General features: G+C 70.1%; 17 protein-coding genes. 8 read left to right on the top strand and 9 right to left on the bottom strand.

Translation table 11 applies throughout. The features are described 5' to 3' along the window. Nucleotides 1-61: 61 nt before the first annotated feature. Nucleotides 62-592 carry a hypothetical protein gene (locus CLV67_RS29920; protein ID WP_106324322.1) on the top strand — a complete coding sequence of 177 codons (531 nt, stop codon included), beginning with the start codon at nt 62-64 and terminating at the stop codon, nt 590-592. Nucleotides 593-596: 4 nt separating this feature from the next. Beyond that, on the top strand, nt 597-1,985 hold the full coding sequence (locus CLV67_RS29925) for a pyridoxal phosphate-dependent decarboxylase family protein (protein WP_106324324.1): 1,389 nt from the start codon (nt 597-599) through the stop codon (nt 1,983-1,985). On the opposite strand, the gene CLV67_RS29930 is transcribed toward CLV67_RS29925, so the two are convergent. Then, nucleotides 1,963-2,823: an extracellular catalytic domain type 1 short-chain-length polyhydroxyalkanoate depolymerase gene (locus tag CLV67_RS29930; RefSeq protein WP_203737428.1), complete on the bottom strand. Its 861-nt coding sequence runs from the start codon at nt 2,821-2,823 to the stop codon at nt 1,963-1,965. The two genes, CLV67_RS29925 and CLV67_RS29930, sit on opposite strands and share 23 nt — an antisense overlap. A 185-nt stretch (nt 2,824-3,008) precedes the next feature. Between CLV67_RS29930 and CLV67_RS29935 the strand changes: the two genes are divergently transcribed. Both CLV67_RS29935 and CLV67_RS29940 read left to right on the top strand, forming a co-directional pair. Then, nucleotides 3,009-4,046 (top strand): hypothetical protein, encoded by a 1,038-nt coding sequence (locus CLV67_RS29935; protein ID WP_146169349.1) that lies wholly within the window; start codon nt 3,009-3,011, stop codon nt 4,044-4,046. Between the two features lie 38 nt (nt 4,047-4,084). Further along, the gene (locus tag CLV67_RS29940) at nt 4,085-5,470 is read left to right on the top strand and encodes a GGDEF domain-containing protein (protein WP_106324328.1); all 1,386 of its coding nucleotides are present in this window, start codon (nt 4,085-4,087) and stop codon (nt 5,468-5,470) included. Between the two features lie 11 nt (nt 5,471-5,481). Here CLV67_RS29940 and CLV67_RS29945 read toward each other — a convergent pair whose 3' ends face one another. From CLV67_RS29945 to CLV67_RS29955, 3 genes are read right to left on the bottom strand one after another with little or no spacing between them, the layout of a single operon-like run. Then, nucleotides 5,482-6,327, bottom strand: a complete 846-nt coding sequence (locus CLV67_RS29945; protein WP_106324330.1) for an NAD(P)H-hydrate dehydratase — start codon at nt 6,325-6,327, stop codon at nt 5,482-5,484. Then, nucleotides 6,311-7,027 carry a histidine phosphatase family protein gene (locus CLV67_RS29950; RefSeq protein WP_106324332.1) on the bottom strand — a complete coding sequence of 239 codons (717 nt, stop codon included), beginning with the start codon at nt 7,025-7,027 and terminating at the stop codon, nt 6,311-6,313. Before CLV67_RS29950 ends, CLV67_RS29945 begins: the two co-directional genes overlap by 17 nt. A gap of 31 nt (nt 7,028-7,058) precedes the next feature. Further along, the gene (locus CLV67_RS29955) at nt 7,059-7,292 is read right to left on the bottom strand and encodes a hypothetical protein (RefSeq protein ID WP_170154062.1); all 234 of its coding nucleotides are present in this window, start codon (nt 7,290-7,292) and stop codon (nt 7,059-7,061) included. A 134-nt stretch (nt 7,293-7,426) separates the two neighbouring features. Here CLV67_RS29955 and CLV67_RS29960 point away from each other — a divergent pair, with 134 nt between their 5' ends. Further along, a complete protein-coding gene (locus tag CLV67_RS29960; RefSeq protein ID WP_106324336.1) occupies nt 7,427-9,751 on the top strand; it encodes a putative bifunctional diguanylate cyclase/phosphodiesterase in 2,325 nt (774 codons plus the stop codon). A 24-nt stretch (nt 9,752-9,775) separates the two neighbouring features. Continuing rightward, the gene (locus CLV67_RS29965; protein WP_106324338.1) at nt 9,776-12,199 is read left to right on the top strand and encodes an EAL domain-containing protein; all 2,424 of its coding nucleotides are present in this window, start codon (nt 9,776-9,778) and stop codon (nt 12,197-12,199) included. Here the strand turns inward: CLV67_RS29965 and CLV67_RS29970 are convergent. After that, nucleotides 12,170-12,724, bottom strand: a complete 555-nt coding sequence (locus CLV67_RS29970; protein WP_106324340.1) for a DinB family protein — start codon at nt 12,722-12,724, stop codon at nt 12,170-12,172. The genes CLV67_RS29965 and CLV67_RS29970 overlap by 30 nt on opposite strands. A gap of 543 nt (nt 12,725-13,267) precedes the next feature. Between CLV67_RS29970 and CLV67_RS29975 the strand changes: the two genes are divergently transcribed. Then, the gene (locus CLV67_RS29975) at nt 13,268-14,056 is read left to right on the top strand and encodes an endonuclease domain-containing protein (RefSeq protein WP_239166632.1); all 789 of its coding nucleotides are present in this window, start codon (nt 13,268-13,270) and stop codon (nt 14,054-14,056) included. A gap of 734 nt (nt 14,057-14,790) precedes the next feature. Here CLV67_RS29975 and pulA read toward each other — a convergent pair. Continuing rightward, nucleotides 14,791-20,250, bottom strand: coding sequence for a pullulanase-type alpha-1,6-glucosidase (gene pulA / locus CLV67_RS29985; RefSeq protein WP_170154063.1), 5,460 nt, complete (start codon nt 20,248-20,250; stop codon nt 14,791-14,793). Between the two features lie 276 nt (nt 20,251-20,526). Between pulA and CLV67_RS29990 the strand changes: the two genes are divergently transcribed. Continuing rightward, nucleotides 20,527-21,576, top strand: coding sequence for a LacI family DNA-binding transcriptional regulator (locus CLV67_RS29990; RefSeq protein ID WP_106324342.1), 1,050 nt, complete (start codon nt 20,527-20,529; stop codon nt 21,574-21,576). A gap of 127 nt (nt 21,577-21,703) precedes the next feature. Here CLV67_RS29990 and CLV67_RS29995 read toward each other — a convergent pair whose 3' ends face one another. The 3 genes from CLV67_RS29995 to CLV67_RS30005 all read right to left on the bottom strand — a co-directional run bounded on the left by CLV67_RS29995 (nt 21,704) and on the right by CLV67_RS30005 (nt 24,987). Continuing rightward, nucleotides 21,704-22,609 (bottom strand): sugar ABC transporter permease, encoded by a 906-nt coding sequence (locus CLV67_RS29995; protein WP_106324344.1) that lies wholly within the window; start codon nt 22,607-22,609, stop codon nt 21,704-21,706. A 1-nt stretch (nt 22,610) separates the two neighbouring features. Beyond that, nucleotides 22,611-23,612, bottom strand: coding sequence for a carbohydrate ABC transporter permease (locus CLV67_RS30000; protein WP_106324346.1), 1,002 nt, complete (start codon nt 23,610-23,612; stop codon nt 22,611-22,613). A 70-nt stretch (nt 23,613-23,682) separates the two neighbouring features. Next, entirely contained in the window at nt 23,683-24,987 is a 1,305-nt protein-coding gene (locus CLV67_RS30005) for an extracellular solute-binding protein (RefSeq protein ID WP_106324348.1), read from the bottom strand. Nucleotides 24,988-25,149 lie beyond the last annotated feature (162 nt).

Here is a 25,149-nt window from a genome sequence, read left to right on the forward strand (position 1 = left end):
GCGCCGCCCGGTAGTGCGAAACGGCCCCGGCGGCCGAACCGGGACACTAGCGTCGTCGGTGATGATCACGCGTCGGGGTCTGTTGGGGCTGAGTGGGGTGTGCGCGGCCGGTGTGTTGTGGTCGGCCGGGCTGATCGTGGCACTGGCGGCCGGAGCACGGCCGGTGATCACGCCGATCGCCGTCGGGTTCGCCGCGGTGCTGACCGTTCCGGGGTTCGCGGCCGGGATCCTCGCGAACCGGCGCGGCTATCAGACACGGCAGCCACGCCGGCTGTGGAGCCTGGCGTCCTGGGTGCCGCCGCACGTGCCGGTGTGGGCGGCGATCGCGGCGGCGCTGACGTTCGCCGGGTTCTGGCTGGCGCTGGTGCTGGCGTTCGTCGCGCTGGACGGCAGCCCGCAGCGCACCGGCGACCGTTACGTGCTCGTCGACCACGACCGCGAGGTGGTGGTCGACGAGGCCACCTACGAACGGCAGCTCGACCACGAGACGCAGATCTCGCTGGCCGTACTGGGTGCTTTCGCGGTGGGTGGCACGTTCCTGTGCGCGGCCCGCGCCACCGACCACGAAGAGGTGTGGCCGGGCTTACCGTGAAGCGATGAGCGACGAGTTCGGCGACCGGGCCTTCGACGAGGTGCTGACCCGGACCGCGCGGATCGCGGCGGACTGGCTCGGTTCCCTCGACCGGCGGCCGGTCGGCTGGGCCGTGACCCTCGACGAGCTGCGCGAACGGCTCGGCGGGCCGCTGCCGGACGGTCCGGTCGATCCGCTCACCGTGGTCGAGGAACTGGTGGAGGCGGCCGAGCCGGGCATGGTGGCCATCCCGTCCGGGCGCTACTTCGGGTTCGTCATCGGCGGCGGGCTGCCGGCCGCGGTCGCCGCCGACTGGCTCACGACCGTCTGGGACCAGAATCCCGGCCTGTACGCGTGCGGGCCGTCCGCGTCGGTCGCCGAGGAGGTGGCCGGCGAGTGGCTGCGCGACCTGTTCGGACTGCCGGCCGGTAGCTCGTACGCGTTCGTCCCCGGCTGTCAGACCGCCCACCTGACCTGCCTGGCCGCGGCCCGGCACCACGTGCTGCGGCAGGCCGGGTGGAACGTCGAGGAGGACGGGCTGTGCGGCGCGCCGCCGGTGCGGATCGTGGTCGGCGCGCGGCGGCACGCGACCATCGACCGGACGCTGCGGCTGCTCGGGTTCGGCACCGCGACGCTGACCGTGGTGCCCGCCGACGAGCAGGGCCGGATGGACGTTACGGCGCTGCGGACCGTTCTGCCCGGCGGACCCGCGATCGTGTGCGCCCAGGCCGGCGAGGTCAACACCGGGGCCTTCGACGACCTGGCCGCGATCGCCGACGTGACCGAGGCGGCCGGGGCGTGGCTGCACGTGGACGGAGCGTTCGGGCTGTGGGTGCTGGCCAGCCCGGCAGTGCGGCATCTGGCGGCCGGAGCGCAACGGGCCGACTCGTGGGCGTTCGACGCTCACAAGTGGCTGAATGTCCCGTACGACAGTGGTGTCGCCTTCTGCGCCCACCCGGAACCGCACCGGGCCGCGATCAGCGTCACCGCCGACTATCTGATCCAGGGCGGCGCCGGGCAGCCACGCGACGCCATCGACTGGACGCCCGGCTTCTCCCGGCGGGCCCGCGGCTTCCCGGTCTATGCGGCACTACGGTCCCTGGGCCGCCGGGGCGTCGCCGACCTGGTGGAACGCTGCTGCGCACACGCCCGGACGTTCGCGGACGGACTGGCCGCAGTGCCCGGCTGCGAGGTGATCGGCGAGGTCGTGATCAACCAGGTGCTGTTCCGGTTCGGCGACGACGCGACCACCGACCGCGTGCTGCGGCACGTGGTCGACAGCGGCGAGGCGTGGCTGAGCGGGACCGTGGCCGGCGGGCGGCGGGCGATCCGGCTGTCGGTCTGCAACTGGCGCACCGGCGACGATGACGTGCGGCGCACGCTGGAGGCGTTCAGACGGGCTGCCGCGAGCTGACGAACCGCCAGATCGCGGCGGTCGCGTCCAGGGTCGTGGCCGGCCACTCGTGACCGGCTCCCGCGATGCTGATCAGCTCCACCAGCCGGCCGTCCGGGCAGTTGGCGACCGACCTGGTCACCGGCCCGTCGACGGTTTCGGTCGCGGAGGAACAGGAGGCGGCGGTACGCCAGGACGCGATCACCCCGGTGATGGGCGGGCCGTCGATGCGGATCGGGATCCGGCCGGTGCCGCCGTTGTTCCGTGAGCCGGGGCCGCCCGCCCACGGGACGCTCTCGTCGGCGGTGCCGTGCACGTGAAGCACCGAGACCGGCGCCGGGTGCGGGCAGTCGCCGATCAGCGTGCCGGCGACCGGGGCGATCGCGGTGAACACGGTGCTGTCGCAGGCGAGGCGGTAGGCCATCATCGCGCCGTTGGACATCCCGGTGACCGACACCCGCGCCGGGTCGACGGGCGCGCCCCGCGAGACGGCCGCCACCACGTCCTCGATGAACCGGACGTCGTCGACGCCGTCGCGGGCAGCGGGGCCGCAGCAGCCGGGGCCGGCGTTCCACGAGCGGCGTACGCCGTCGGGGTAGGCGACCACGAATCCCCCGCGGTCGGCGGTGGCGTTCCAGCCGTACGCCCGCTCGGCCTGCGCTCCCGTGCCGGCGCCGCCGTGCAGGACCACCACGAGCGGAACCCGCCCGGCCGGCAGCGACGCCGGCCGGTAGGTACGGAAGGTCCGTTCACCCAGGTCGTGCGCGGTGCTGCCGGGCGGGATCGTGCCATCCGGGCCGGTGCATCCGGCGGGGGACAGGAGGAGCAGCACGAGCAGGAACCGCGGAAGCCTGGACATGAGTCGCATCGTCACCCGGCCGTGTTCGGGTCCGGTAAAGGGCGGGTCCGGATACGGGCAGGAGACGCGGTCACCGGATACCGTCGGAAGCTCGCGCGCCCGGGTGACCGCCGAGGGGGAGGCCACCCGGGCGCACGAGCCGTGTTCCCGCCGGAGTGCTGGCGACCGGCATCTACGGTGGGCCGGTGGAGATCCGCCTCTGGTCCGTCGTCGCCGAGGACGCGGCGCTGACCGTGGCCGGTCCCGGCGCCAGGGTCCACGAGACGGCCGACGCCGTGTTCGCGGCCGGACCGGACGCCACCGTGGTGATCGTCACCGGTCTGCGGACCGCCGAGGACGTCCGCGTCGACGGCCCGTTCCCGCGGCTGGTCGAGGGACGGCTGACCGGTGGTGACGGTCCCCCGCTGCACACGTTCGCCCGGATGCCGGACGGCTGCCTGGTGCTCGGCACTGCCCGCGTCACCGAGGCCGCCCGCCGCCGGGGCCTGCTGAAACGGCTCGACCTACGCCTGGACACCCCGCTGCCCGAGCATCTGCTGAACCTGGCCGGCCCGGTCGGGCAACCCGGCGCCGCCTGGATCGACCTGCTGCCGGACGACCCGGCCGCGGCCCTGGAACGGTTCGTCGGCGACTGGTACGCGGACATCCCGGCGCAGGAGCCTCCGGCGCCGGGCGACGGGCAGCCGGAGCCGTTGCGCGCCTTCCACCGGGCGGCCGCCGGGCGGGCCGCGCTCTACGACGGCTCGCTGCGCCTGCACCCCGAACCCCGGCCCGGCGGCCCGGACGGGACGCTGGTCATCGGCGAGGGCGGCGACGGGACCTTCGAGCTGCTGATCGAACGGGGCGCCGACGACCCGCCGGTCTACTACCACGGGCTCAGCGACCAGCCGCTGCGGGAGCGGGAACGGCTCTCGGCGTACCTGCTGCTGCTGACCCTGACCCGGGTGGCGATGGACCGGCCGCCGGAAGGTCTCGCACCGGGCGGGATGGCCTTCGCCGACCGGGCGCAGGCCCGGCGGATCGTCGCGCCGCTGCAGCGGGTGCCGCTGCGGCCGCTGCGCTGGCCGTGTGCACGGTCACGGCTCTACGCCGGGCCGGACACCGTGGCGCTGGTCGGTGAGGACGACGCCGACTGGTTCGAGGTGTACGTCGCCACCCGCGACCGCTCGTCGCTGCGCCGGCTGCGCAAGATCGGTCTGGACTGGGCATCTTTCGACGGCTGACGGTTCAAGTGACCGTGTTCGCTACCGATCATGCGGTCATGACATGGGCTCCGATCTGGCTCCGCCTCGCGCCACCGCGGCAACTCGGCGCTCGCATCCGCTGGCTCTTCCTGATCTTCATCCTCTTCAACGTGGTCACCAGCGTGCCACGCACGCTGGAAGGCGATGTCGCGCCGCTGCCGTGGCAGCTGGCCGCCGTGGCCGCCGCGCTCGGTCTGGGCTGGTGGTGGCTGCGCGGCTACCGGCGCAACTCCTTCCCGGTGTGGGCCGCCCCGGTCGAGGGCCTCGCGCTCGGCGTGATCGGGTACGGCTCGCACAACTGGCTGATCACTCTCGGACTGCTGTTCTCAGCGGTCTCGTTCCGTGGCCTCTACGGCACGTGGCGGCACGCGCTGCTCATGACGGTGTCGCTGTTCGCCGCCTCGGCGGCCGCGATCGCCCTGACCGAACCCGGTCAGCTCGGCGTCTTCCTCCAGCAGAGCGCGGGCGTGCCGCCGCTGGCGCTGTTCACGGCCGCCGTCGCCGAGAGCACCCGGCGGCAGGAGCAGGCGGCTGCCCGCGAACGGGTCTTCGCCCGGCTCGGCTCCACCCTGGTCACCACGTCCGACGCCGACGCGATCGGCCGGCACGCCGCCGAGGCCGCGGAGGAGCTGCTCGGCGGCCTTCCCGGCGGCTGGGCGGCGATCACCCGCAACACCCCGGAGGGCGAGGCGGTGAGCACGGTCGCCGGTCCGGTCCCGGCCGCGTTGCTGGCAGGAGACATCTCCTCGGTACGGGTGACGCTCACCCTGCGCAGCGACAAGCAGCTCTACGGCACCCTGATGGCCGGCGGTGACGTGCCGATCCCGGCCGAGGTGATGCCCTCACTGGAGACGCTGGCCGCGCAGACCGTCCTCGGCCTGCGCAACGCCGAACACGCCGCCGACCTGCGGCACCAGGCGTTCCACGACAACCTGACCGGACTGGCGAACCGGCTGCTGCTGCGCGATCACCTGGAGCAGGCCGTGGCCCGGGCCCGGCGGGGCAGCCCGGTGGCGCTGCTGATGGTCGACCTGGACGGGTTCAAGGCGGTCAACGACACGTACGGCCACGCGGCCGGCGACCAGCTGCTGGTGGCCGTGGCACAGCGGCTGCGCGACGGCATCCGCGGCGCGGACACGGCGGCCCGGCTCGGCGGCGACGAGTTCGCGGTCCTGCTCGACGGGATGGACTCGCCGAGGGACGCTGTGCTGGTCGCCGAACGGCTGCTCACCTCGATCCAGGAGCCGCTCGTGGTGTCGGGTGTGGAACTGATCCCGCGCGGCAGCATCGGAGTGGCGGTCTGGGAGGACCACGCCGACGCCGACGCGCTGATGCACGACGCCGACACCGCGATGTACTCGGCGAAGACGGCCGGCAAGAGCCGGGTGGCGGTCGCGGCTTGAACGGGCTCCGGTCAGACCGAGGCGATCGTGGGTGCCACCTCGTCGACGAGTTCCCTGGCCAGGAAGCCGACCCGGCCGAACCTCGGCGCCAGCCGCTGTCCGCTGACCGCGTGGGCGAACGCCGCCCAGCAGGCGGCCTGCGCCGGTTCGGCACCGCGGGCCAGCAGGCCGGCGACGATGCCCGCACGGACGTCGCCGCTGCCCGAGGTGCCCAGGCCGACGTCGCCGCTCTCCTCGCGCCATGCCCTCCCACCGGGCTCGGCGATGTGCCCGTATAGCGAGACCACGGCGTCGTGCCTGGTCGCCAGCTCGTGGGCGGCCCCGGCCAGATCGTCGCCGGGCTCCCGGCCGAGCAGGTGGCCGGCCTCGACCAGGTTCGGGGTGAGCACCGCGCGGGACTGACGCAGCAGACCGGAATCCTTGCTGAGGGCGCCGAGGGCGTACGCGTCGAGCACCACGGCGGCGTCCCGGCCGGCCGCGTCGAGGACCGCCTTCATGAGCCGGGTGGTCCGGTCCACGTCGTCGAGGCCGGGGCCGAGCGCGATCACGTCGGCCGCGGCGGCCATCTCCAGAATCTCGTCGGAGGGTCCGCCGTCCGGTGTCAGTCCGACCACCTTGGCCTCGGGGACGCTGATGCTCAACGGCACCGCGGACTCCTCGGCGACGGCCAGCTGCAGGCGTCCCGCACCGGCCCGCAGCGCCGCGACACCCGCCAGCAGCACCGCGCCCGGCGTGCAGCGGGCACCGCCGACCACCAGGACCGTCCCGCGCGACGTCTTGTCACCCTGCGGACTGGGCAGCGGCCAGTCCCGCAGCATCCCCGGCGTGATGACACGCTCCTCAGACCGGTTCGGCATTGACGTCCTCCTGCCTCGTGTGCGGGACGTCCTCCTGCTTGAGGTGGGCCACCGAGTTGAACAGCTCCGGCTCGAGCCCCGCCGCGGTGCCGCGCCAGCTGCTGATCGAGCAGTTCGCGACGGTGGTGCGGTGGGCGAGTTCCATCAGCTCGCCCTCGCTCAGTCCCTCAGCGAGATAGCGGACCATCAGCACGGTGGCCTCATGCGCGAACAGGACCACCCGGCCGCGCGGGTGGTCCTGGCGGATCTCGCGCAGCACGGCCCGCAGGCGCAGCAGCACGTCGGCCCAGGACTCGCCACCCGGCGGGCGGTAGTAGAACTTGCCGAGACGGTCGCGTCTGCGCGCCTCGTCCGGCAGCCGCGCCCGTACGCCGCGGGCCGTGAGCAGGTCCAGGACACCCAGCTCACGGTCGCGGAGCCGTTCGTCGACCACCATCGGGACACCACTGCCGGCCAGCGCGAGCTCAGCGGTCTGCCGGGTGCGCAGGTAGGGCGAGACCACCGCGAGGTCCGGCGGGTCGTCGCGCAGCAGGCGGCCCACCGCCTCGGCCTGCTCGCTGCCGAGCGGGGCCAGCGGCACGTCGGCGTCCCGTTCCGGGATGTCGATCGACTCCGCGCCGGATTCCTCGGCCTCCTGGGCGGTCACATTGCCGGTGCTCAGGCCGTGCCGGACCACCGCGAGCCAGTGCAGTTCCTCCACACATGCGGCCTTACCCAGCAACGGGCCGCGACTATCCCCCGACGGGCCGCGGGGTGCACGCGTTCAGGGCGCGGGCCTGACCCAGCAGCCGGTCGTGAGTGACGCCGAGCTCCTCGATCGCCACCCGCAGCGACTCGGTGCCACAGACGTCACCGGCGACCTGCCGGGTGGCGGAGAGCACCTCCATGGTCGCGGCCATGGTGCCGGCCGCCTCGGAGAGCTTGCGGGACATCTCCTCGCGCAGGAGCAGCAGCAGCGGATCCACCGGGTGGACACCTCCGGATGCGGGCGGCCGGACGGCCACCGTTCGACCGGTCCAGATCGGCCGGGCGACGGTGTCACTGAGGGGACCCGGCGGATTTCCTACATCGGCACTCCGCGGACCCGATTGTTCAGACCATGCACGTGCCGCGCCGTCTCGATCCGCCCCTGCTGGCGGCCCTCGCTCTGTTCACCCTGGTGCAGAGCTGGTCCGTCGTCGGGCTCTGGCACCGCTGGGAGAATCCGCTGGTGGCCTGGCTCGCCCTGCCGGTGCTCGGCGCTCTGGCGACCTACGAGTGCGTCCGGACAGCCCGGTGCACGGCGCTCGACAAACCCAGCCGGATCTTCTGGGGCAGCCTCGGCGCGGCCTGCGGCATTCTCATCCCGGCCGCGTTCAGCGGCATGCACGACGCCGTCGGCGGACCGGTCCTCAACCAGGCGCTCGGACTGCGTACCCAATCGATCTTCCTGGTCGCGGTGGCCCTGGTTCTCTGGGGACTGCTCCGGCTGCCCACCTGGCAGCGCAGCGGCAGCGACTGGCTGCGGTTCGGCCTGGACGCCGGCGTCATCATGATCACCGCCGGTGTGCTGATCTGGCACTTCGCGCTGGCCCGGGTCGACTTCGCGACGTCACCGCACGTCACCCCGCGTGCGCTCGTGCTGATCACCGTCATCTCGGCGGTCTCGCTGATCACCTTCGTCAAGGTGGCCTTCTCCGGCGCGGGACGCCTGGACCGGGGCGCCCTGCACATCCTCTCCACCGGGGTCGGCCTGGCCGCGGCCACCGGAGCGCTGGCTCCGCACATCACCGACCGGCCATACCTCAACACCTGTCTCATCGCGCTGCCGATGTCCCAGTTCACGGCCTTCCTAGCGGCCCGGCGGCAGCGGCGGCACACCGGCGCCCCACAGGCCGCCCGGCCGGCGTCGCGGCGGTTCAGTCTGATGCCGTACCTCGCCGTGGGGTTGCTCTACGCCGCGGTGCTCAAGGTCGAGACGCCGCGCGGAGGCGCGGAGATGCTGATGGCGGTGGCGGCCACCGCGGTCACCGTGCTGGTGGTGCTGCGGCAGCTCACCACGCTGCATGACAACGCCCGGCTGCTCGACACCGTCGACGACAGCCTCACCCAGCTGCGTGCCTACCAGAAGCAGCTCGACCACCAGGTCACGCACGACGCGCTGACCGGGATCGGCAACCGGTCGGCGTACGCCGACGAGATCTCCGCACGGCTGGACGGCGGTGAGCCCTTCGTGGCGGCCCTGCTCGACCTCGACGATTTCAAGATCATCAACGATCGGTACGGCCACACGACCGGTGACGCGCTGCTCCAGACGATCAGCCACCGCCTGCGCGACCGGCTCCGCCCGGAGGACACCGTGGCCCGGCTCGGCGGTGACGAGTTCACCCTGCTGCTGCCCGGACTCACCGAGGCCGAGGCCGACCTGCTGCTCAGCGAGCTGCTCACCGTCGTACAGGCTCCGGTCGTCGACGGCGGCCGGGAGATGGCGCCGCGGGTCAGCGTCGGCCTCACCGCGAGCCGGCCCGACGACAGCGCGGGCGAGCTGCTGCGGCGCGCCGACGTGGCGATGTATGCCGCGAAGGCGGCCGGCGGCGGCCGCTGGACCTGGTTCGACCCGATCATGGACCAGATCGCCGACCACGACGCCCAGCTCGCCGCCGACCTGCGCCAGGCCATCAACCGCGACGAGCTGTTCCTGCTCTACCAGCCGATCGTCGAGCTGCCGCACGGGCGGCTCGCCGGGGTCGAGGCCCTGGTCCGCTGGCGGCACCCCGAGCACGGCCTGGTCTCCCCCGCCGAGTTCATCCCGCTGGCCGAGCGCAACGGCTACATCGTCGAACTGGGCCGCTGGGTCCTCGAACAGGCCGTCCACCAGGCCTCCCGCTGGGAGCGGGGCCTCGGTGCGGACGCGCCCGCCAAGATCAGCGTCAACGTCTCGGCCCGCCAGCTCGGCGAGCCCGGCTTCCCGTCCGAGGTCGCGGCGCTGCTGTCGGCGGCCGGCCTCGACCCGGCCCGCCTGACCATCGAGGTCACCGAGACGGCGGTGCTCAGCACCGGCGTGGCGCTGGACGCGGTCCGTGCCCTGGCCGCGCTCGGGCTGACCATCGCGCTGGACGACTTCGGCACCGGCCAGTCGTCGCTGAGCCTGCTGGTGGACTGCCCGGTCAGCTGGCTGAAGGTGGACAAGTCGTTCGTCGACGGGGTGACGCTCGACAGCCCGCAGGCGGTGATCGTGGACAGCCTGATCGGGATCACCGAGGGGCTGCGGATGCAGGCGGTCGCCGAGGGCGTCGAGACGGCCGAGCAGGCCGAGCGGCTGCATCGGGCCGGATACCGGTTCGCCCAGGGATACCACTTCGCGCGCCCCATGACCGACACCGACGTCGAGTTGCAGATCGCCGCCCAATTCGACCGCATTCCGGCACACGGCCTGCCGAATTGAGGCAGCGTCGAGGAGGGGGTGCGGATGAACGTACGACAGAAGCTTCTCGGGGGTTATCTCCTGGTGGCGCTGATGGTCGCGGCAACCGCCCTGATCGCCTGGCACGCGAACACGGCATCCGCCGAGCGGGCCGCCGCCCGGGAAGCCACCGGGCTGGCCCAGGGCATCGCCCTCGACGTGTCGCTCGGGCTGCCGGTCGACACCGAGGGCGAACAGGTCGAGCCGCTGTACGTCAGCCCCGTGTCGCTGGACAACTACCTCCAGCGCCTGCACGAGACCCAGCACCGCGACGCCGTCGTCGTGGACCGCACCGAATACATCCTCGGCGACGTGGTCCGGGAGAACGTGGGTGCCGTCTTCGACCACGACCTCGGCGACGAGGTCGGCCGGACCATCAACGACGGCCGCGCGCGGCTGTTCGTCGAGACCAGCGACGACTACCCGCAGGGCATCAAACAGGTCGTCGTGGCGATGGACGATCACGCCGGCGCCCGGATCGGCGCGGTCATCCTCGAGTACACCCCACTCTACGAGCAGATGATGGCCGCCACCCGCCAGGCGCAGGTCATCACCCTGGTCGCCGCCCTCACGGTGATCCTGCTCGTGCTCGGCCTCGGCGTCGGCCTGTCCGGTTCGCTGATCCGCCGGATCACCTCGCTCACCACCGCGGTCCGCGTCATCCGGACCGGCGACTACACCCACCGGGTGCCGCCGGACGGCCGCGACGAGATCGGCCGGCTCGCCCGGGCCTTCAACTCGATGGCCGAGCAGCTGGAACGGTCCGCCCGCGAGATCCTGGCCAAGGAGTACACCGACAGCATCCTGGCCAACGCCGGCGAGGGCATCTGCGGCATCGACACCACCGGAAGAATCGCCTTCGCCAACGAGGCGGCCGGCCGGATCACCGGCCTCGGCGTGGCCGGCCTGCTGCAGCGCGAGGCCGCCGGCCTGCTCCCGGAGGTGGGCGGCGAACTCTCCAGCGGTACCCGGGAGGGACGACTGCAACGTCCGGACGGTACGGCGGTGCGCGTCGAGTACACGGTCAGCAGCATCGAGAAGGAGAACCGGCCGATCGGCGCGGTGATCGTGCTGCGCGACGTGACCCGGCAGCGCGACCTGGAACGCGACCTGCGGCACCAGGCCCTGCACGACGGGCTCACCGGGCTGCCCAACCGCAAGCTGCTGCTCGACCGGCTCGAGCACGCCCTGACCCGGGCACGTGTCCACGGCGAGCAGATCGCGCTGCTCTACCTGGACCTGGACGGCTTCAAACGGGTCAACGACAGTCTCGGACACAACGCCGGAGACCTTCTGCTGCGTACGGCCGCCGAACGTCTCACCTCGGCGCTGCGCCCACCGGACACGATCGCCCGGCTCGGCGGTGACGAGTTCGCCGTACTGCTGGAGAACGCCGGCCCCGACGTGGTCACCGAACTGGCGCACGCCTGCCTGGACACCCTCTCCCGGCCGTTCCTGGTGCACGGCCGGGAGGCGGTGGTGACCGTCAGCGTCGGCGTCGTCCCGGACGCGGCCCGGTACACCGACGCCGACGAGGTGGTCCGCAACGCGGACGTGGCCATGTACGCGGCCAAGGACCAGGGCAAGAACCGGTTCATGACGTTCGAGAACCGCATGCACGAGCAACTGCTGAACCGCCTCGACCAGGAGTCCCGGCTGCGCGAGGCGGTGCAGCGCGGCGAACTGCGGCTGCACCTGCAACCGGTCGCCGCGATCCCCGACGGCCGGATGTCCGGTGCCGAGGCACTGGTCCGCTGGCAGGACCCGGAGCGCGGCCTGCAGATGCCCGGCTCGTTCATCCCGCTCGCCGAGGAGACCGGGATGATCATCGATATCGACCGGTGGATCCTCATGGAGGCCTGCCGGACGGTCCGCAAGTGGCAGGGGGAGAACCCGGAGACCGCCCCCGCCTGGGTCAGCGTCAACCTGTCCGCGGCACACCTCGACCTGCCCGACCTGACCGACCACGTGGCCTACGCCCTGGCCACCACCGGGCTGTCCCCGCACTGCCTGGTGCTGGAACTGACCGAGACCGTGATGATGCGCGACGTCGCGGTCACCTCGGCCCGGCTCCAGGAACTGCGCGAGCTGGGCGTGAAGATCGCCATCGACGACTTCGGGACCGGGTACTCGTCGCTGGGCTACCTGCGCGACATCCCGGTCGACGTGCTGAAGATCGACCGCTCGTTCATCACCGGCCTGGTCGGCAACGGGCGCCAACAGGAGCTGGTCAGCGCGATCGTGCAGCTCGGGCACACACTCGGCCTGCGGGTCGTCGCCGAAGGCGTGGAGGACGCCGACCAGCTGGCCCTGCTCAGCGTGATGGGCTGCAAGTTCGCGCAGGGCTACTACCTGGGGCGCCCGGAGGCAGCCGACCAGTTGTACGCGCGGACGGCGCTGCTAGCGGCTCCGGTAGAGATCACGCAGTAGGAGGATCTCGGCGCCGTGGTGGATGACCTCACGGTTGATGTGCAGGATCAGAGTGGCCAGCGGCTCGGCGGCGTACTGGCCCTCAGCCTCGCCGCACGGACGGTTCAAGCCCTCGTCGCCCAGGGCCGTCACCCCGGCCAGCCAGGCCGCGTGGGCGTCGTCCAGCTGGGTGAGCGCCTCGTCCGCCGTACCCGCATAGGTGAAATTGAGGTAATCGGCCGGGGGACCGCCGAAGTGCGAGGCCACCCTCGCGCCGAGCACACCGACGATGATGTGACCGAGCCGCCAGGCGATCGTGGTGACCGGTGGCGGTGACGGCTCGGGGTACTCCCAGTCGATGGTGAAGTCACCCGCCCCGGCGGCCATCGGCGCGGCGCTCGTGCCGCGTGGTCGCACGCTCCAGGCGCCTGGCGCGGGTTCCCAGAAGTACTCGTCGTCGGTCAGTCCGTCGAGCCCGGGCCGCAGCTGGCTGCGCCAGTGAAAGTCGAGCTGCTCCCTTAGCTGCAGATTCCACTCAACACCCATTGCTCCACCTTCCCCCGTCCGTTCTGAACTACGCCTGTCCTTCTTCCCTCGCCACCCTCTCCGCGCCTTCTCTCCTTTCGGCGCGCCGCTCCTGCGCCACCTTCCCCACCGGAGCTATCCCTCCACCCCGCACGTCCCCTCTCCCTTTGCCGCGCCGCCCCGCTCCACCATCCCACGCCCTCCCTCTTCGCCGCGCCGCACCGCTCTTCATCCCCGCCGCGTCCACTCCTCTCTCGTCGCGCCACCGTCTGCCTCCGCGCCGGCGTCCTTGTAGATCTTGTGGGCTTTCGCCGGTATGGCGACCACAAGCACACGACGTTGGCGACACCAGAGGTTGTCCACAGGGCCTCGGCAGCGGGTGGCGGAAACTGGCACTGTGTCGGGGTGCTGCTAGCGGTTCCAGGAAGGGATGCGAGTGAGTTCGACTGGTTGGTCTTCGAGCAGGCGGGAGTCCTGACGAGTAGGCAGGCGATCAGTGCCCTGGGGCGCGCCGCGGTTCGCACCAACCTGTCCCAAGGCCGATGGCGTGCCGTCTGCCGCGGCGTGATCTTGACCGAAAACGGCCACCTCTGGCCGGAACAGCAACTGTGGGTCGCCGTCCTCGCGGCCGGCGACGGCGCCCGGCTGGCCGGTGCGGCGGCCGCCGCCGCTGGCGGGGTGCGCGGCATGCGTACCGAGGTCATCGATGTTCTCGTGCCCGCTGCCCGATCTCCGACCGGCCGGCTGTCCCGCTTGCCCGACGACATGTGCCCGGTTCGGGTACGCCGTACAACCGTTCTGCCCGACGAGCATCTGCAGCACGGTCTCCCGCCGCGAACCACGGTGGCGCGCGCGGTCATCGACGCGGCGGCCTGGTCCGGCAGCGATCGCGCCGCCGCTGGCGTCATCCTCGGGGCATGCCAGCAGAAGCGAGTGACGCCCGAGGAGCTGTGGCAGGCCATTGCCGTACTGCCACGGATACGGCGGCACAAGCTGATCAACGCCACTATCGCGGACGCCTGCGGAGGCGCTGAAGCGCTGTCCGAAATCGATCTCATAGCGCTGTGCCGCCGATCCGGACTTCCGTTGCCGCGGCTCCAGGCGCACCGGCTCGACGTTCATGGCCGGCGGCGATTTCTCGACGCCTACTGGGCGGACGAGCGCCTGCACGTCGAGGTGGACGGCGCACATCACATGGAGGTCGAGCACTGGGCCGACGACATGCTCCGGCAGAACGCGGTCTGGACACGCGGCGACCGGATCCTGCGCTTCCCGGCCTGGCTGCTCCGAACCGACCCGGCAACCGTGGTGGCCCAGCTCCGCGAGGCACTGGCCATCCCACCGAGACCGTGACCTCACCGTGGAGCGGCCGCACGCAGCAGTCACCCCCTAGACGATCTTGCAGGGTTACGCCGTAGCAGCAGCCCGAACCGGACAAGATCTGCCCGCTGAAGGCGGCGGCAGGCGTGCCGCCCGACGATGTTGTGAGGTTGCGCCGCCCCGTCAACCGCAACGCCCCAAGATCGCCGAGGAAGTCGCGCAGCGCACGACGCCACAGCGGTGACGGCAGTGTGGCGGCGGCGGCAGTAAGGGTGACGGCAGTGGGACGGTGACGGCAGTGGGACGGTGACGGCAGTGGGACGGTGACGGCAGTGGGACGGTGACGGCAGTGGGACGGTGACGGCAGGGGGACGGTGACGGCAGGGGGACGGTGACGGCAGGGGGACGGTGACGGCAGTGGGACGGTGACGGATCTTGTGAGGTTGCGCCGCTATTTCGACCGGAACCCGACAACATCGCCGCCGTGGTGAGGCGGTGGCCGGTGGGCCGCGCGCGGTCGGCAGGCGCGAGGCCGGCGGGCGCGAGGCCGGCAGACGCGAAGCCGGCAGACGCCAAGCCGGCAGACGCGAAGCTGGCAGGCGCAAAGCCGGCAGACGCGAAGCCGGCGGGCGGTGAGCGAGGCACGTTGGGGGGTGGAGACGGCCACCGCCCACCTCAGGCTGGTGGATGAGCGGTGGCCGTGAAGAGGGGCTGGGACCGGGCCGGCGCGCGGAGGTGGAAGGGGCCCGCGCGCCGGACCCGGTGGCTCAGCTCTGCACGAAGACCGAGACGGTTCGTGCGGGGACCGTCAGCGTGCCGGTCGACGCGGTGAACGACGCGGAGCGTGTCGCCGGGTCGGCGGAGGACTGCTGGACCGGGTGGAGGGTGACCTTCTTGCCTGCGAGCGCGGGCACCGTCTGGGTGGCGGTGGTCGTGCCGGCGTTGAAGACGACCGTGATCGACTTCCAGCGGTTGTCGATGCCTCGGGCGTCGATGGTCATGGTGATGACGCCCGGGGTCTCGCCGGTGCCGGACAGCGGGAACGCGACCCGCTGCTGGACCTGCCTGCCGGTGGCCAGACCGAAGGCCGGCGTGGACTTCCGGATCTTCAGCAGCTCCTGGTAGGTGCTGTTCGTCAGGTTGATCGCGGCGCAGTCGGGGACGAGCGCAGGGTCGGCGAGCAGCGGCTTGGCGTACGCGTACTTGCTCTCGTTGTCCGCCCTGGGCGGCAGGCCGCGACCGAAACCGTTGCCCTGCGAGCAGTCCCAGATGATCTGGTTGAACCAGTCACCCGAGTTGTACGAGTTCCGGTCCAGCGACTTCGAGCGGAGCAGCTCGCTGCCGGTGGTGACGAAGCCTGCGCCCTGGCCGAGGACCGTGGTGGCCAGTGCCACCGACTGCGCGCGGGCCCGGTCGGTGGCCGTTGTCGCCTGCGGGAGCTTGAACGCCATCGAGTCGTAGAGGATCTCGTTGTCGTGGGCGTCCACGTAGGTGATCGACTCACCGGGGTCGTTCGTGTACCCGGCCGGCGCGCCGTTGTAGTCGACCTGCGAGCCGGTGACCACGTTGCCGGACGAGTCCGTGAACGTGTACCCGGCCAGGTTGCCGGTCAGACCGACCTTGATCAGGTCCTGGTAGTGCAGCAGCCGCGCCTTCTGTTCGGCGGCCGTTCCGTTGACCGCGTCGCCGTTGGGTGCGCCGGCCAGGCCGGACGCGAAGCCCTGGATGCGCGGGTTGCCGTCGAACGGGCCGCCACCGCGGACCGCGTCACGGAGCCGGTCGTTGAACGTGCCGATCCCGGTGCCGCCGAGCTCGGTCTGGGACGCCTGGATGAAGCGCGCGTTGTTCGCCACCTCACCGAAGTTCCAGCCCTCGCCGTACACATAGATGTTCTTGCCGTCGACGCCGTCGCGGGAGACCGTGAGCCGGTCGAGGGCCTTGCGCACCGCCAGAATGTTCTCCTTGGGGTGGTGGCCCATCAGGTCGAAGCGGAAGCCGTCGACCTTGTACTGCTTGGCCCACGTGACGATCGAGTCGACCACGAGCTTGCCCATCATCGCGTTCTCCGGCGCGGTGTTGGAGCAGCAGGTGGAGTTGGCGACCGTGCCGTCCTCCAGCAGGCGGTGGTAGTAGCCGGGCACGATCTGGTCGAGCACCGACTTGGCGTCGGTACCGGCGGCCGAGGTGTGGTTGTAGACGACGTCCATCACCACGCGGAGGCCGGCCTGGTTGACGCCGGAGACCATCGATCGGAATTCGCGGGTACGGGCGGACGGGTCGACCGCGTAGCCACCCTCCGGAACCGTGTAGTGCAGCGGGTCGTAGCCCCAGTTGTAGCCGTCGGTCGCGGCGACCTTCTCGATGCAGGCCTGCTGCTCCTCCGAGTCGGGCGGCAGCGACGCCAGGTCACAGGCGGGCTGCTGCTGGTCGGCGCGCTTCTCCGGGATGGTGGCGAAGTCGAACGCCGGGAGCAGGTGCAGGTGGGTCACACCCGATTTCGCCAACGAGGTGAGGTGCTTCATCCCGGTCGTCTGCGGCGAGGTGAACGCGGAGAAGGTCCCACGAGAAGAGGCCGGCACCGTCGAGTCCGCGATCGAGAAGTCCCGTACCGAAAGCTCCGAGATCTGGATCCTCGCGGGAGCGACCGCGGCCGGCTTCTTGAGGGAGGACCAGCCGGCCGGCGTGAGGGCCGGGTCGGACAGGCTGACGAACTGGCTGCGGGTCGAGTCGGCGGTCAGGGCCAGCGAGTACGGGTCGGTCACGGACGCCGTGACGATCTTCTGCGTGGCCGGCTGCCATGCGGTCACCCGGAACTTGTAGAACTTGCCGGCCCAGTCACCGCGACCGGACCAGACGCCGGTGCGGTCGTCCCGGGACAGTTCGACGAGCGCCGGGGAGACCTGGTCGGCGGTGTCGTAGACCTCGAGCTCGACGTTGCGGGCGGTCGGCGCCCAGACGGCGACGCTCGCCTTACGACCGTTGACGACCGGGCCGAGCGTCGAGTTCACGGCGGAGCCGTAGACGTGGTCGAGGACCCCGGAGAGCTGCACACCGGTGGCCGAGAGCAGCTTGCCGGTGGCGTCGCGCTCGGTGACGACGACCTGGCCGCGCAGAATGTCCGAGACATTGCCGGACCGAAGCGCGAAGGCGCCGTACTGCCAGAGGTGCGGGAACTTCTCACGCTGTGCCTCGGTGAGGCCGTTGCGCCGAGCAGTGAGAGACACCGACTTGAACGTCCCGGTCAGCTCACCGTCCGCGACACCGATCCCGCCGGTGGGCGAGTACACCAGGTCGTAGACCTTGCCGTCGGTGCCCGCACCGACCGGCTCGAGCGTGGTGCCCGTGCCGGTCTTCCAGGCGATCGTGCCCCGGTCCAGCCAGACGGCGGCCGACTTGGTCACGTCCGCCACGCCCCCACCGGCGCTGGTCTTGACCAGCGGCAGCAGGCGGGTCTCCTGCCCGGCGAGCAGCCAGACCTCGCGGCCCGCCTTGGCGAAGTCGAGGGACTGATCGGTCGGCAGGTCCTTCTCGTCACCCCGGTGGATGATGTAGCTCAGCGACGGCGCACCGGCCGCGAGGGGCACCTCGAACACCGCGCCGTAACTGTCGGTCCGGACCGGGAGCAGCGGGCTCGACCAGTCGGTCGGGCTGGCCGCGCCGGACCAGACGTGCAGGCCCCAGCCGTCGTAGTTCCCGTCGGCGCGCTTCCAGTGGATTATCGCCTTGTTCGGGTCCTGCGCCGGGTCGGGCTGGCCGGTGGCCGCCTGCCGGGTCGGGTAGACCGTGGCGTCGCCCTGCTTGATCCAGATCTCCGGGTTGGCGCCGATGTTGATGGTGCGGTCGGCGTCGGTGTCCTTGTTGCCGTTGTCGTCGACGACGATGAATCCGACGCTCTTGGCGCCCGGCTTGAGCTTCACGTAGGCGAAGCGGCCGTAGGAGTCCTCGCCGGTGAACGGCTGGCCGTCGGGCCACGTGGTGGCCATCGACGGGTCGATGTCACCCCACACGTACAGGTTCTGCTCGTCGTAGCTGCCCGCGGGCCGCTGGTAGTGCACGACGGCGTAGCCGGCGGTGGACTCGGCCACGGGGGTGCCGACGGTGATGTTCGTGGTCGCGGAGGCGAGCCGCCCCTTGCTGTCACGCACCACTGCCTTGTACCGCACGGGCGTCTTCCCCGCCAGCCCGGTCAGGTCGTGGTAGATGCGATACGGCGCGCGGTCGGCGGTGCCGAGCAGCTTCCACTCACCGTTGCCGGCCTGGGCCGCGAAGGTCACCGTGGACAGCGGGTCGCCGACGACGTCGGCGACGATCTCGGTGCGATCGGCCACCGAGGCGTCCGCCTTCGGGCTGCTGAGGGTCAGAGAAGGACCCTTCGCGGGTACGGCCACCGGTGGCCCCGCCTTCAAGACGACCGAGGACAGCGCCGGCACGGTGATGGTGATCTTGCCGTCAGCGTCCGAGTTGACCGGGGCCGCGCCACCGTAGATCCCGGTGAACACCGCGTTCGGCGTGGCCGTGGCGAACGAGACGGTCTGCGCCGTGGTGGCATTGTTGACCGCGACCACGTACTCCTTGCGGGTGTTGTCCCGGGCGATCCGGGAGGCCGCGAAGACACCGGGGCCCTCGGCCGCGTACCGCGTCTGCTGGATGCCGGTGACCAGCGCCGGGTTGGCCTTGCGGAGCTTCGCGAGGTCGGCGATGGTCCGGTAGACCGGGTGGCTCGTGTTGTAGTTGTCGACCGCGTGGGTGCGGTCGGTGCCGATGAGGTCGTCGTCCAGGTAGTCCGCGCTCTTGCTGGCGAACAGGTCCTGACGGGCGTCCTTGTCGCCGCCCGGCCCGGTGAAGCCCTGCTCGTCACCGGAGTACACGACCGGCTGGCCACGGGTCAGGAACATCAGCTCGTGCGCGAGCTGGTCGCGCTTGAGCTGGCTGTCGGCGGTGGCCGCGGCGGCGATGAACGAGCCGATCCGGCCCATGTCGTGGTTGCCCAGGAAGGTCGGCAGACGGTCCGCGCTCGTGTCGCGGGCGGTGTAGAGGTCGTCCTTGGCGTACAGGTCGGACAGCGCGTTCGCCCCGCTGTTGCCGGTGACGAAGCCGCGGGCCGTCTCCTGGAACGAGAAGTCCAGGGTGGCGGGCAGCTTGCCCTCGCGTACGTAGGTCGACTGGATCTCCTGGTCGGCGCTGTAGACCTCGCCGAACATGAAGAAGTCCTTCTTGCCGGCCTTGGCTGCGGCCTTCTCGACGCCGGGCGCCCACTGCTGCCAGAACTCCAGGTTGGAGTGCTTGACGGTGTCGAGGCGGTAGCCGTCGATGCCGGTGTCCCGGACCCAGTCCGAGTAGATCTTCGTCATGCCCTCGACCACCTCGGGACGCTCGGTGAAGAGGTCGTCGAGGCCGAAGAAGTCGCCGTACTCGCTGTTCTCGCCGGCGAAGGTCGAGTCACCACGGTTGTGGTACATGTTCACGTCGTTCAGCCACGACGGAACCTTGACCCTGCTGTCGGCTTTACTGCCGAAGACGGGGGTGTACGGGTACGAGCTCGCGTCCGTCTCCGGGAACTCGTCCGAGGTCGCGTAGTTGCGGTCCTCGAACGGCTGCCCGTCGGTGTCGGTGTAGGGCGAGTCCGCCTTGTCGACGTACGTGTACGTGTTCTCCGCGTACTTGATGACGTCGGCGGTGTGGTTGACGATGATGTCCAGGTAGATCTTGAGACCGCGCTGGTGGGCGAGTTTGACCAGCTTCTTGAGGTCGGCGTTGGTGCCGAAGTGCGGGTCGACCTGGGTGAAGTCGGTGATCCAGTACCCGTGGTAGCCGGCCGACACGTCGGTGCCGGTGCCCTGCACGGGACGGTTCTTGAAGACCGGCGCGAGCCAGATGGCGGTGGTGCCGAGCCCCTGGATGTAGTCCAGGCGGTCCATCACGCCCTTGAGGTCGCCACCGTGGTAGAAGCCCTTGTCAGCGGGGTCGTAACCGGTCGACAGCCGGTCGCCGGACAGCCCGCCCTTGTCGTTGCGCTTGTCCCCGTTGGCGAACCGGTCCGGGAGCACGAAGTAGAACTGCTCCCCGCTCGTGGGGTTGTCGGAGCCCCACTTGGCGATCACGGAGTCGCTGGGGGTTTTTTCAACAGCGGCCGCGGCGGAGGCCGGCACGGCGAGAAGTGGGAGGAAGAGACTGAGCAGCGCGGCGCCCAGCCTCAGACGGCGGTGTAAAGGTCTGCTGAGTGCCACTGCGCACCCTTCCGATTCGGTGGTATCGGATTGACAGTTATATATTTCGTCACGTCACCCCGGCGCGGAAGCCACTGGATGCCCTCGGAGTAGAGTGCTCCAGGACAGGCTCGACGACGCGCCGCGGCGACAAAACCCGAAAAGCCGTTCAGGACGCGTTCCATCGACTGATCGGACTGTATCGCTCCTGTTGCCGGGACGTTAGCAAGGTCTTGCATGGAATGGAAGACCTTTCAGGACCATGCCGAGCACACTACAGACGACTAGAGTGAGCCCATGCGTGCGCGAATGGCCGATATCGCCAAACAGGCTCAGGTCAGTGAGGCGACGGTGTCGCGTGTCATTAACGACCGCCCCGGTGTCTCCGCTGAAACCCGACAAGCGGTCCTGACGGCACTCGACGTCCTCGGCTACGAACGACCGGAAAGATTGCGCAAGCGCAGTGCCGGTTTGGTCGGCCTGGTCGTCCCGGAACTGGACAACCCGATCTTCCCCGCCTTCGCCCAGGTGATCGAGTCGACGCTGGCGCAGCACGGCTATACGCCGGTGCTGTGCACCCAGTCGCCCGGCGGCGTCACCGAGGACGAGTACGTGGAGATGCTGCTCGACCGGCAGGTCTCCGGCATCGTCTTCATCTCGTCGCTGTCGGCCGACACCACCTCCGACCGCGCCCGGTACCAACGACTGCTCGACCGGCCCCTGCCGATCGTGCTGGTCAACGGCTACGCCAAGGAGCTCGAGGCGCCGTTCGTCTCCTGTGACGACCGGGTCGCCGGCGACCTCGGGGTCACCCACCTGGTGGCGCTCGGGCACCGGCGGATCGGCATGATCTCCGGCCCCAACCGGTTCATCAACACCCAGCGCAAGCTGGAGGGTTACCGCGCCGCCATGAAGCGCGAGGTGGGCCTCTCCGATGCCGAGGTCGACGAGTTCGTCTCCCTGACCCTGTTCGGCGTCGAGGGCGGCGAGGTGGCCGCCGAACGGCTGCTGGCCAAGGGCGTGACCGGCATCATCTGCGCCTCCGACATGATGGCGCTCGGTGCGATCCGGGCCGCCCGGCGCCGTGGCCTGCGGGTTCCCGAGGAGGTGTCGGTGATCGGTTTCGACGACTCGGCGCTGATCCCGTTCACCGACCCGCCGCTCACCACGCTGCGACAGCCGGTGGCCTCGATGGCGGTGGCCGCGGTGCGGTCGCTGGTCGACGAGATCAACGGGCACGGTGCGCCGCACTCGGAATACCTGTTCCACCCCGAGCTGGTGGTGCGTAACTCGACAGCGATCGCTCCGATGCGCTCGGAGGTTCCGGTCGCCAGCACAGTCGCCTGACCGAAAATGTACGGATGGCGGCAGCGCCGCCGTCCGTACATCGGGAGAGCGTTCTCTGGGTTTGGAGAAAAACATCCGGGCGCCCACCGGAAATCGGTGGGCGCCGCGGAGGGAATTGCGTCGGGAATCAGCCCTTCGTGCCGCCGGCGGTAAGACCGGACACGAGATGCTTCTGGGCGAAGAGGAATACGATTCCGGCCGGGATGGTGACGAGCACCGCGGCCGCCGTGAGGTATTCCCACTGCGGATTGAACTGAGGAACGAACTGCTGCAGGCCGTACGCCAGCGTGTATTTGTCGTCGGTCTGGATGAACGCCGACGCGTAAGCCACCTCGCCCCAGGCGGTGAGGAAGGCGTAGAAGCCGGTCACCGCGATGGCCGGTCGCGCCAGCGGCAGGATGACCCGCCAGAAGATGCGGAACGGGCTGCAGCCGTCCAGCGCCGCCGCCTCGTCGAGCGAGGTGGGGATCGAGTCGAAGTAGCCCTTGAGCATCCAGGCGCAGAACGGCACGGCGATCGTCAGATACGCGATGACCAGCGACGGCAGCGTGTTGATCAGCCCGAGGTTCGACATGATCGTGTAGATCGGGACGATCAGGATCGAGATCGGGAACATCTGCGTGACCAGGAAGACCATCATGAGCGAGCGCCGGCCCGGGAAGTTGAACCGGGACAGCGCGTAGCCGGTGGTCGCCGAGAAGAAGATGCCCACCAGCATGGTCAGGCTGGCCACGATCACCGAGTTCAGGAACCATTCCGGGAAGTTCGTCTCGAACAGCACGTACTCGTAGTTCGCGAACGTCGGGTCCTTGATCAGGGTGATCTCGGTGCTCTGCACGGCATAACCGGGCTTGAACGAGGAGAGCACCACCCACAGGATCGGGCCGATGGCGATGAGCGACGCCAGGATCAGCGTGCCGTGCAGGGCGATCGACGCGCCCATGCTGCGCCGGCCGCGCCGGGGCTTGTTGACGCGGGCGGGCGCGTCGTTCTTCGGAGCCGCGATCGGCGGAGTCGTCGTCATCTGGGCCATGTCACCAAACCTCGCCTTGCTTGCGCAGCACCCGCCGGTAGAAGACCGAGAAGATGAGCAGGATCGAGAGGATCAGCACGCCGTACGTGGAGGCGAGCGAGTAGTTCCGGATGCCCTCGAAGGCCGCCCGGAACGCACCGGTCACCAGGATCTCGGTCGCGCCCGCCGGCTGGCCCTCGGTCACCAGGAAGATGATCGGGAACATGTTGAACGTCCAGATCGTGCCGAGCAGGATCACCGTCATGCTGACCGGCCGCAGCCCCGGCAGGGTGATGTTGCGGAACCGCTGCCACGGCGTCGCGCCGTCGATCTCGGCCGACTCGTAGAGCTCCTCCGGGATGCTCTGCATACCGCCGAGCAGGGCCACCATCATGAACGGCACGCCGAGCCAGATATTGGTGATGATCGCGACGAACAGCGCTGTCGACTTGTTGGCGAACCAGGCGACCGAGTCGATGCCGATCGAGTTGAGCACCGAGTTGACCAGGCCCAGCTGTTCGTTGAAGAGGAACTTCCAGGCGAAGGCGCTGATGAACGCCGGCACCGCCCACGGCAGGACCAGCAGCACGCGGTACAGGCCGCGCAGCCGCATCTCACGGTGGATCATGACGGCCAGGCCGAGGCCCAGGCCGTAGTGGAAGGCCACACCGAAGAACGTCCAGATCAGCGTGGTCCCGGTCCACTGCCAGAACTCACCGATCCGGCCGGTGAGGACGTTGATGTAGTTGTCGAGACCCACGAACGACCAGGCGTTCGGGTTCTCCTTGCAGACCTCGCCACCGGTGATCGACTTGGTGCAGATCTCGGCGAGCTGGTTGGCCTCGGTCTGGTCGGTGAAGGTCAGCCAGATGCCGTTGGCCAGGGGATAGAAGATCAGGACCGCCAGGACGGCAACGACCGGCACGACCATCGCCCAGGCCGTCCAGTGCTTGTCCCAGCTCCGCCTCAGCTTGGTCGACAGTCCGGCGCTCGGCGGCGCCGCGTCGGCGGTCACAGTGCTCATCAGCTGTGCTCCAGAGTTCTCCAGGGAGAACGGCGCCGGCCCTGAGGCGGGCCGGCGCCGAATCAGTACGTCAGTTGGTGGCGTACGAGGGGACGACCTCGGCCTTGTACTTCTGGGCCACGGCGTCGAGCGAAGCCTTGGCGTCCTTGTTCTGGACCAGCACCTCGGTGGCCATGGTGTCGAGCGGGCCGAAGAACTGGCCACCCTCCGGGATCCACGGGCGGCTGACGGCCGACTCGGTGACCGGCTTGAACGCGGTGACGACGGCGTTGTTCTTGACCGTGTCGATCTCGTAGGCCGACTTGCGGGTGGGCAGCAGGCCCAGCTTGTCGGCGAGCGCCGCCTGCGACTCGGCGGAGTTCATGAACTTGATGAACGCGACGGCGGCAGCGGCCTTCTCCTGCGGGACACCCGAGTAGACGACGTAGTTGTGGCCACCGATCGGCGAACCCGCCTTGGCGGAACCGGCCGGGACCGGGGCGATACCGAGGTTCTCGACGCCGCCGAAGCCGGGCGCGGCCTTGACGTTCGCGACCTCCCACGGGCCGTTGACGATGAAGGCGACCTTCTTCTCCTTGAAGAGGGTCATCATCGTGCCGTACGAGTCGGTGGCCGACGGCTTGACCGCGGCACCGCTGTCGATCAGGTCCTTGGCGATCTTCAGGCCCGCGACGTTCTGCTCCGAGTTGACCACGATCTTCTTGGCGCTCGTGTCGACCAGGTCGCCGCCCTCGCCGTACATGAACGGCAGCGTGAAGTAGCCGGCCGGGTTGACGTACGCGCCGTCGACGCCGGTCTTCTGCTTGACGGTCTGGGCGGCGGTCTTCAGCTCGGCCCAGGTCTTCGGCACCGAGACGCCGGCCTTCTCGACGAGCTCCTTGTTGTAGAGCAGGGCGAGGCTGTCGGTGACCTGCGGGACGCCGTAGGTCTTGCCGTCGAACTTGTTCGAGGCCAGCGCGGCCGCGTTGTAGTCCGACTCGTCGGCGAGCAGCTCGGAACCGTCGAGCGAGTACAGGTAGCCCAGGGAGGCGAACTCGGGAACCCAGGCGACCTCGGCGCGCAGGATGTCCGGGGCGCCGGTCTTGGCGGCCGCCGCGGTCTTGAACTTGTTCTGCGCGTCGGCGAACGGGACCGACTGGTAGTTGACCTTGACGTTCGGGTACGTCGTGTTGAACTTCTTGATCAGCTCCTGGAAGACCGGACCCTCGTTCTTGGCGTCCGAAGTGTCCCACCACGTGAGCTCGGCAGACAGGGAAGCCGGGTCGGCAGCCTTGTTCTCACTGGCGGCCGGCTTCGAGTCGCTGCCACAGGCGGCGACGGTGAAGGCGAGGGCCACGGAGGAGAGAGCGGCCAGTCCCTTGGTTATGCGACGCATGTTGCGCTCCTTGAAGACCTGCTTGGTGACGACCGGACGGTAGCAAGAAGTTTCTGGCTTAGAAACCCCTTGCGAACCAACTTGCAACACGGCTGTCGCGAGAACCTGAACGATTCCGGCATCACGGGCGGGCGAAAGGGCGCTAGCTGCTGTTCTGTTACC

Origin of the sequence: Actinoplanes italicus, from assembly GCF_003001815.1 — a bacterium.
Classification (GTDB): domain Bacteria; phylum Actinomycetota; class Actinomycetes; order Mycobacteriales; family Micromonosporaceae; genus Actinoplanes; species Actinoplanes italicus.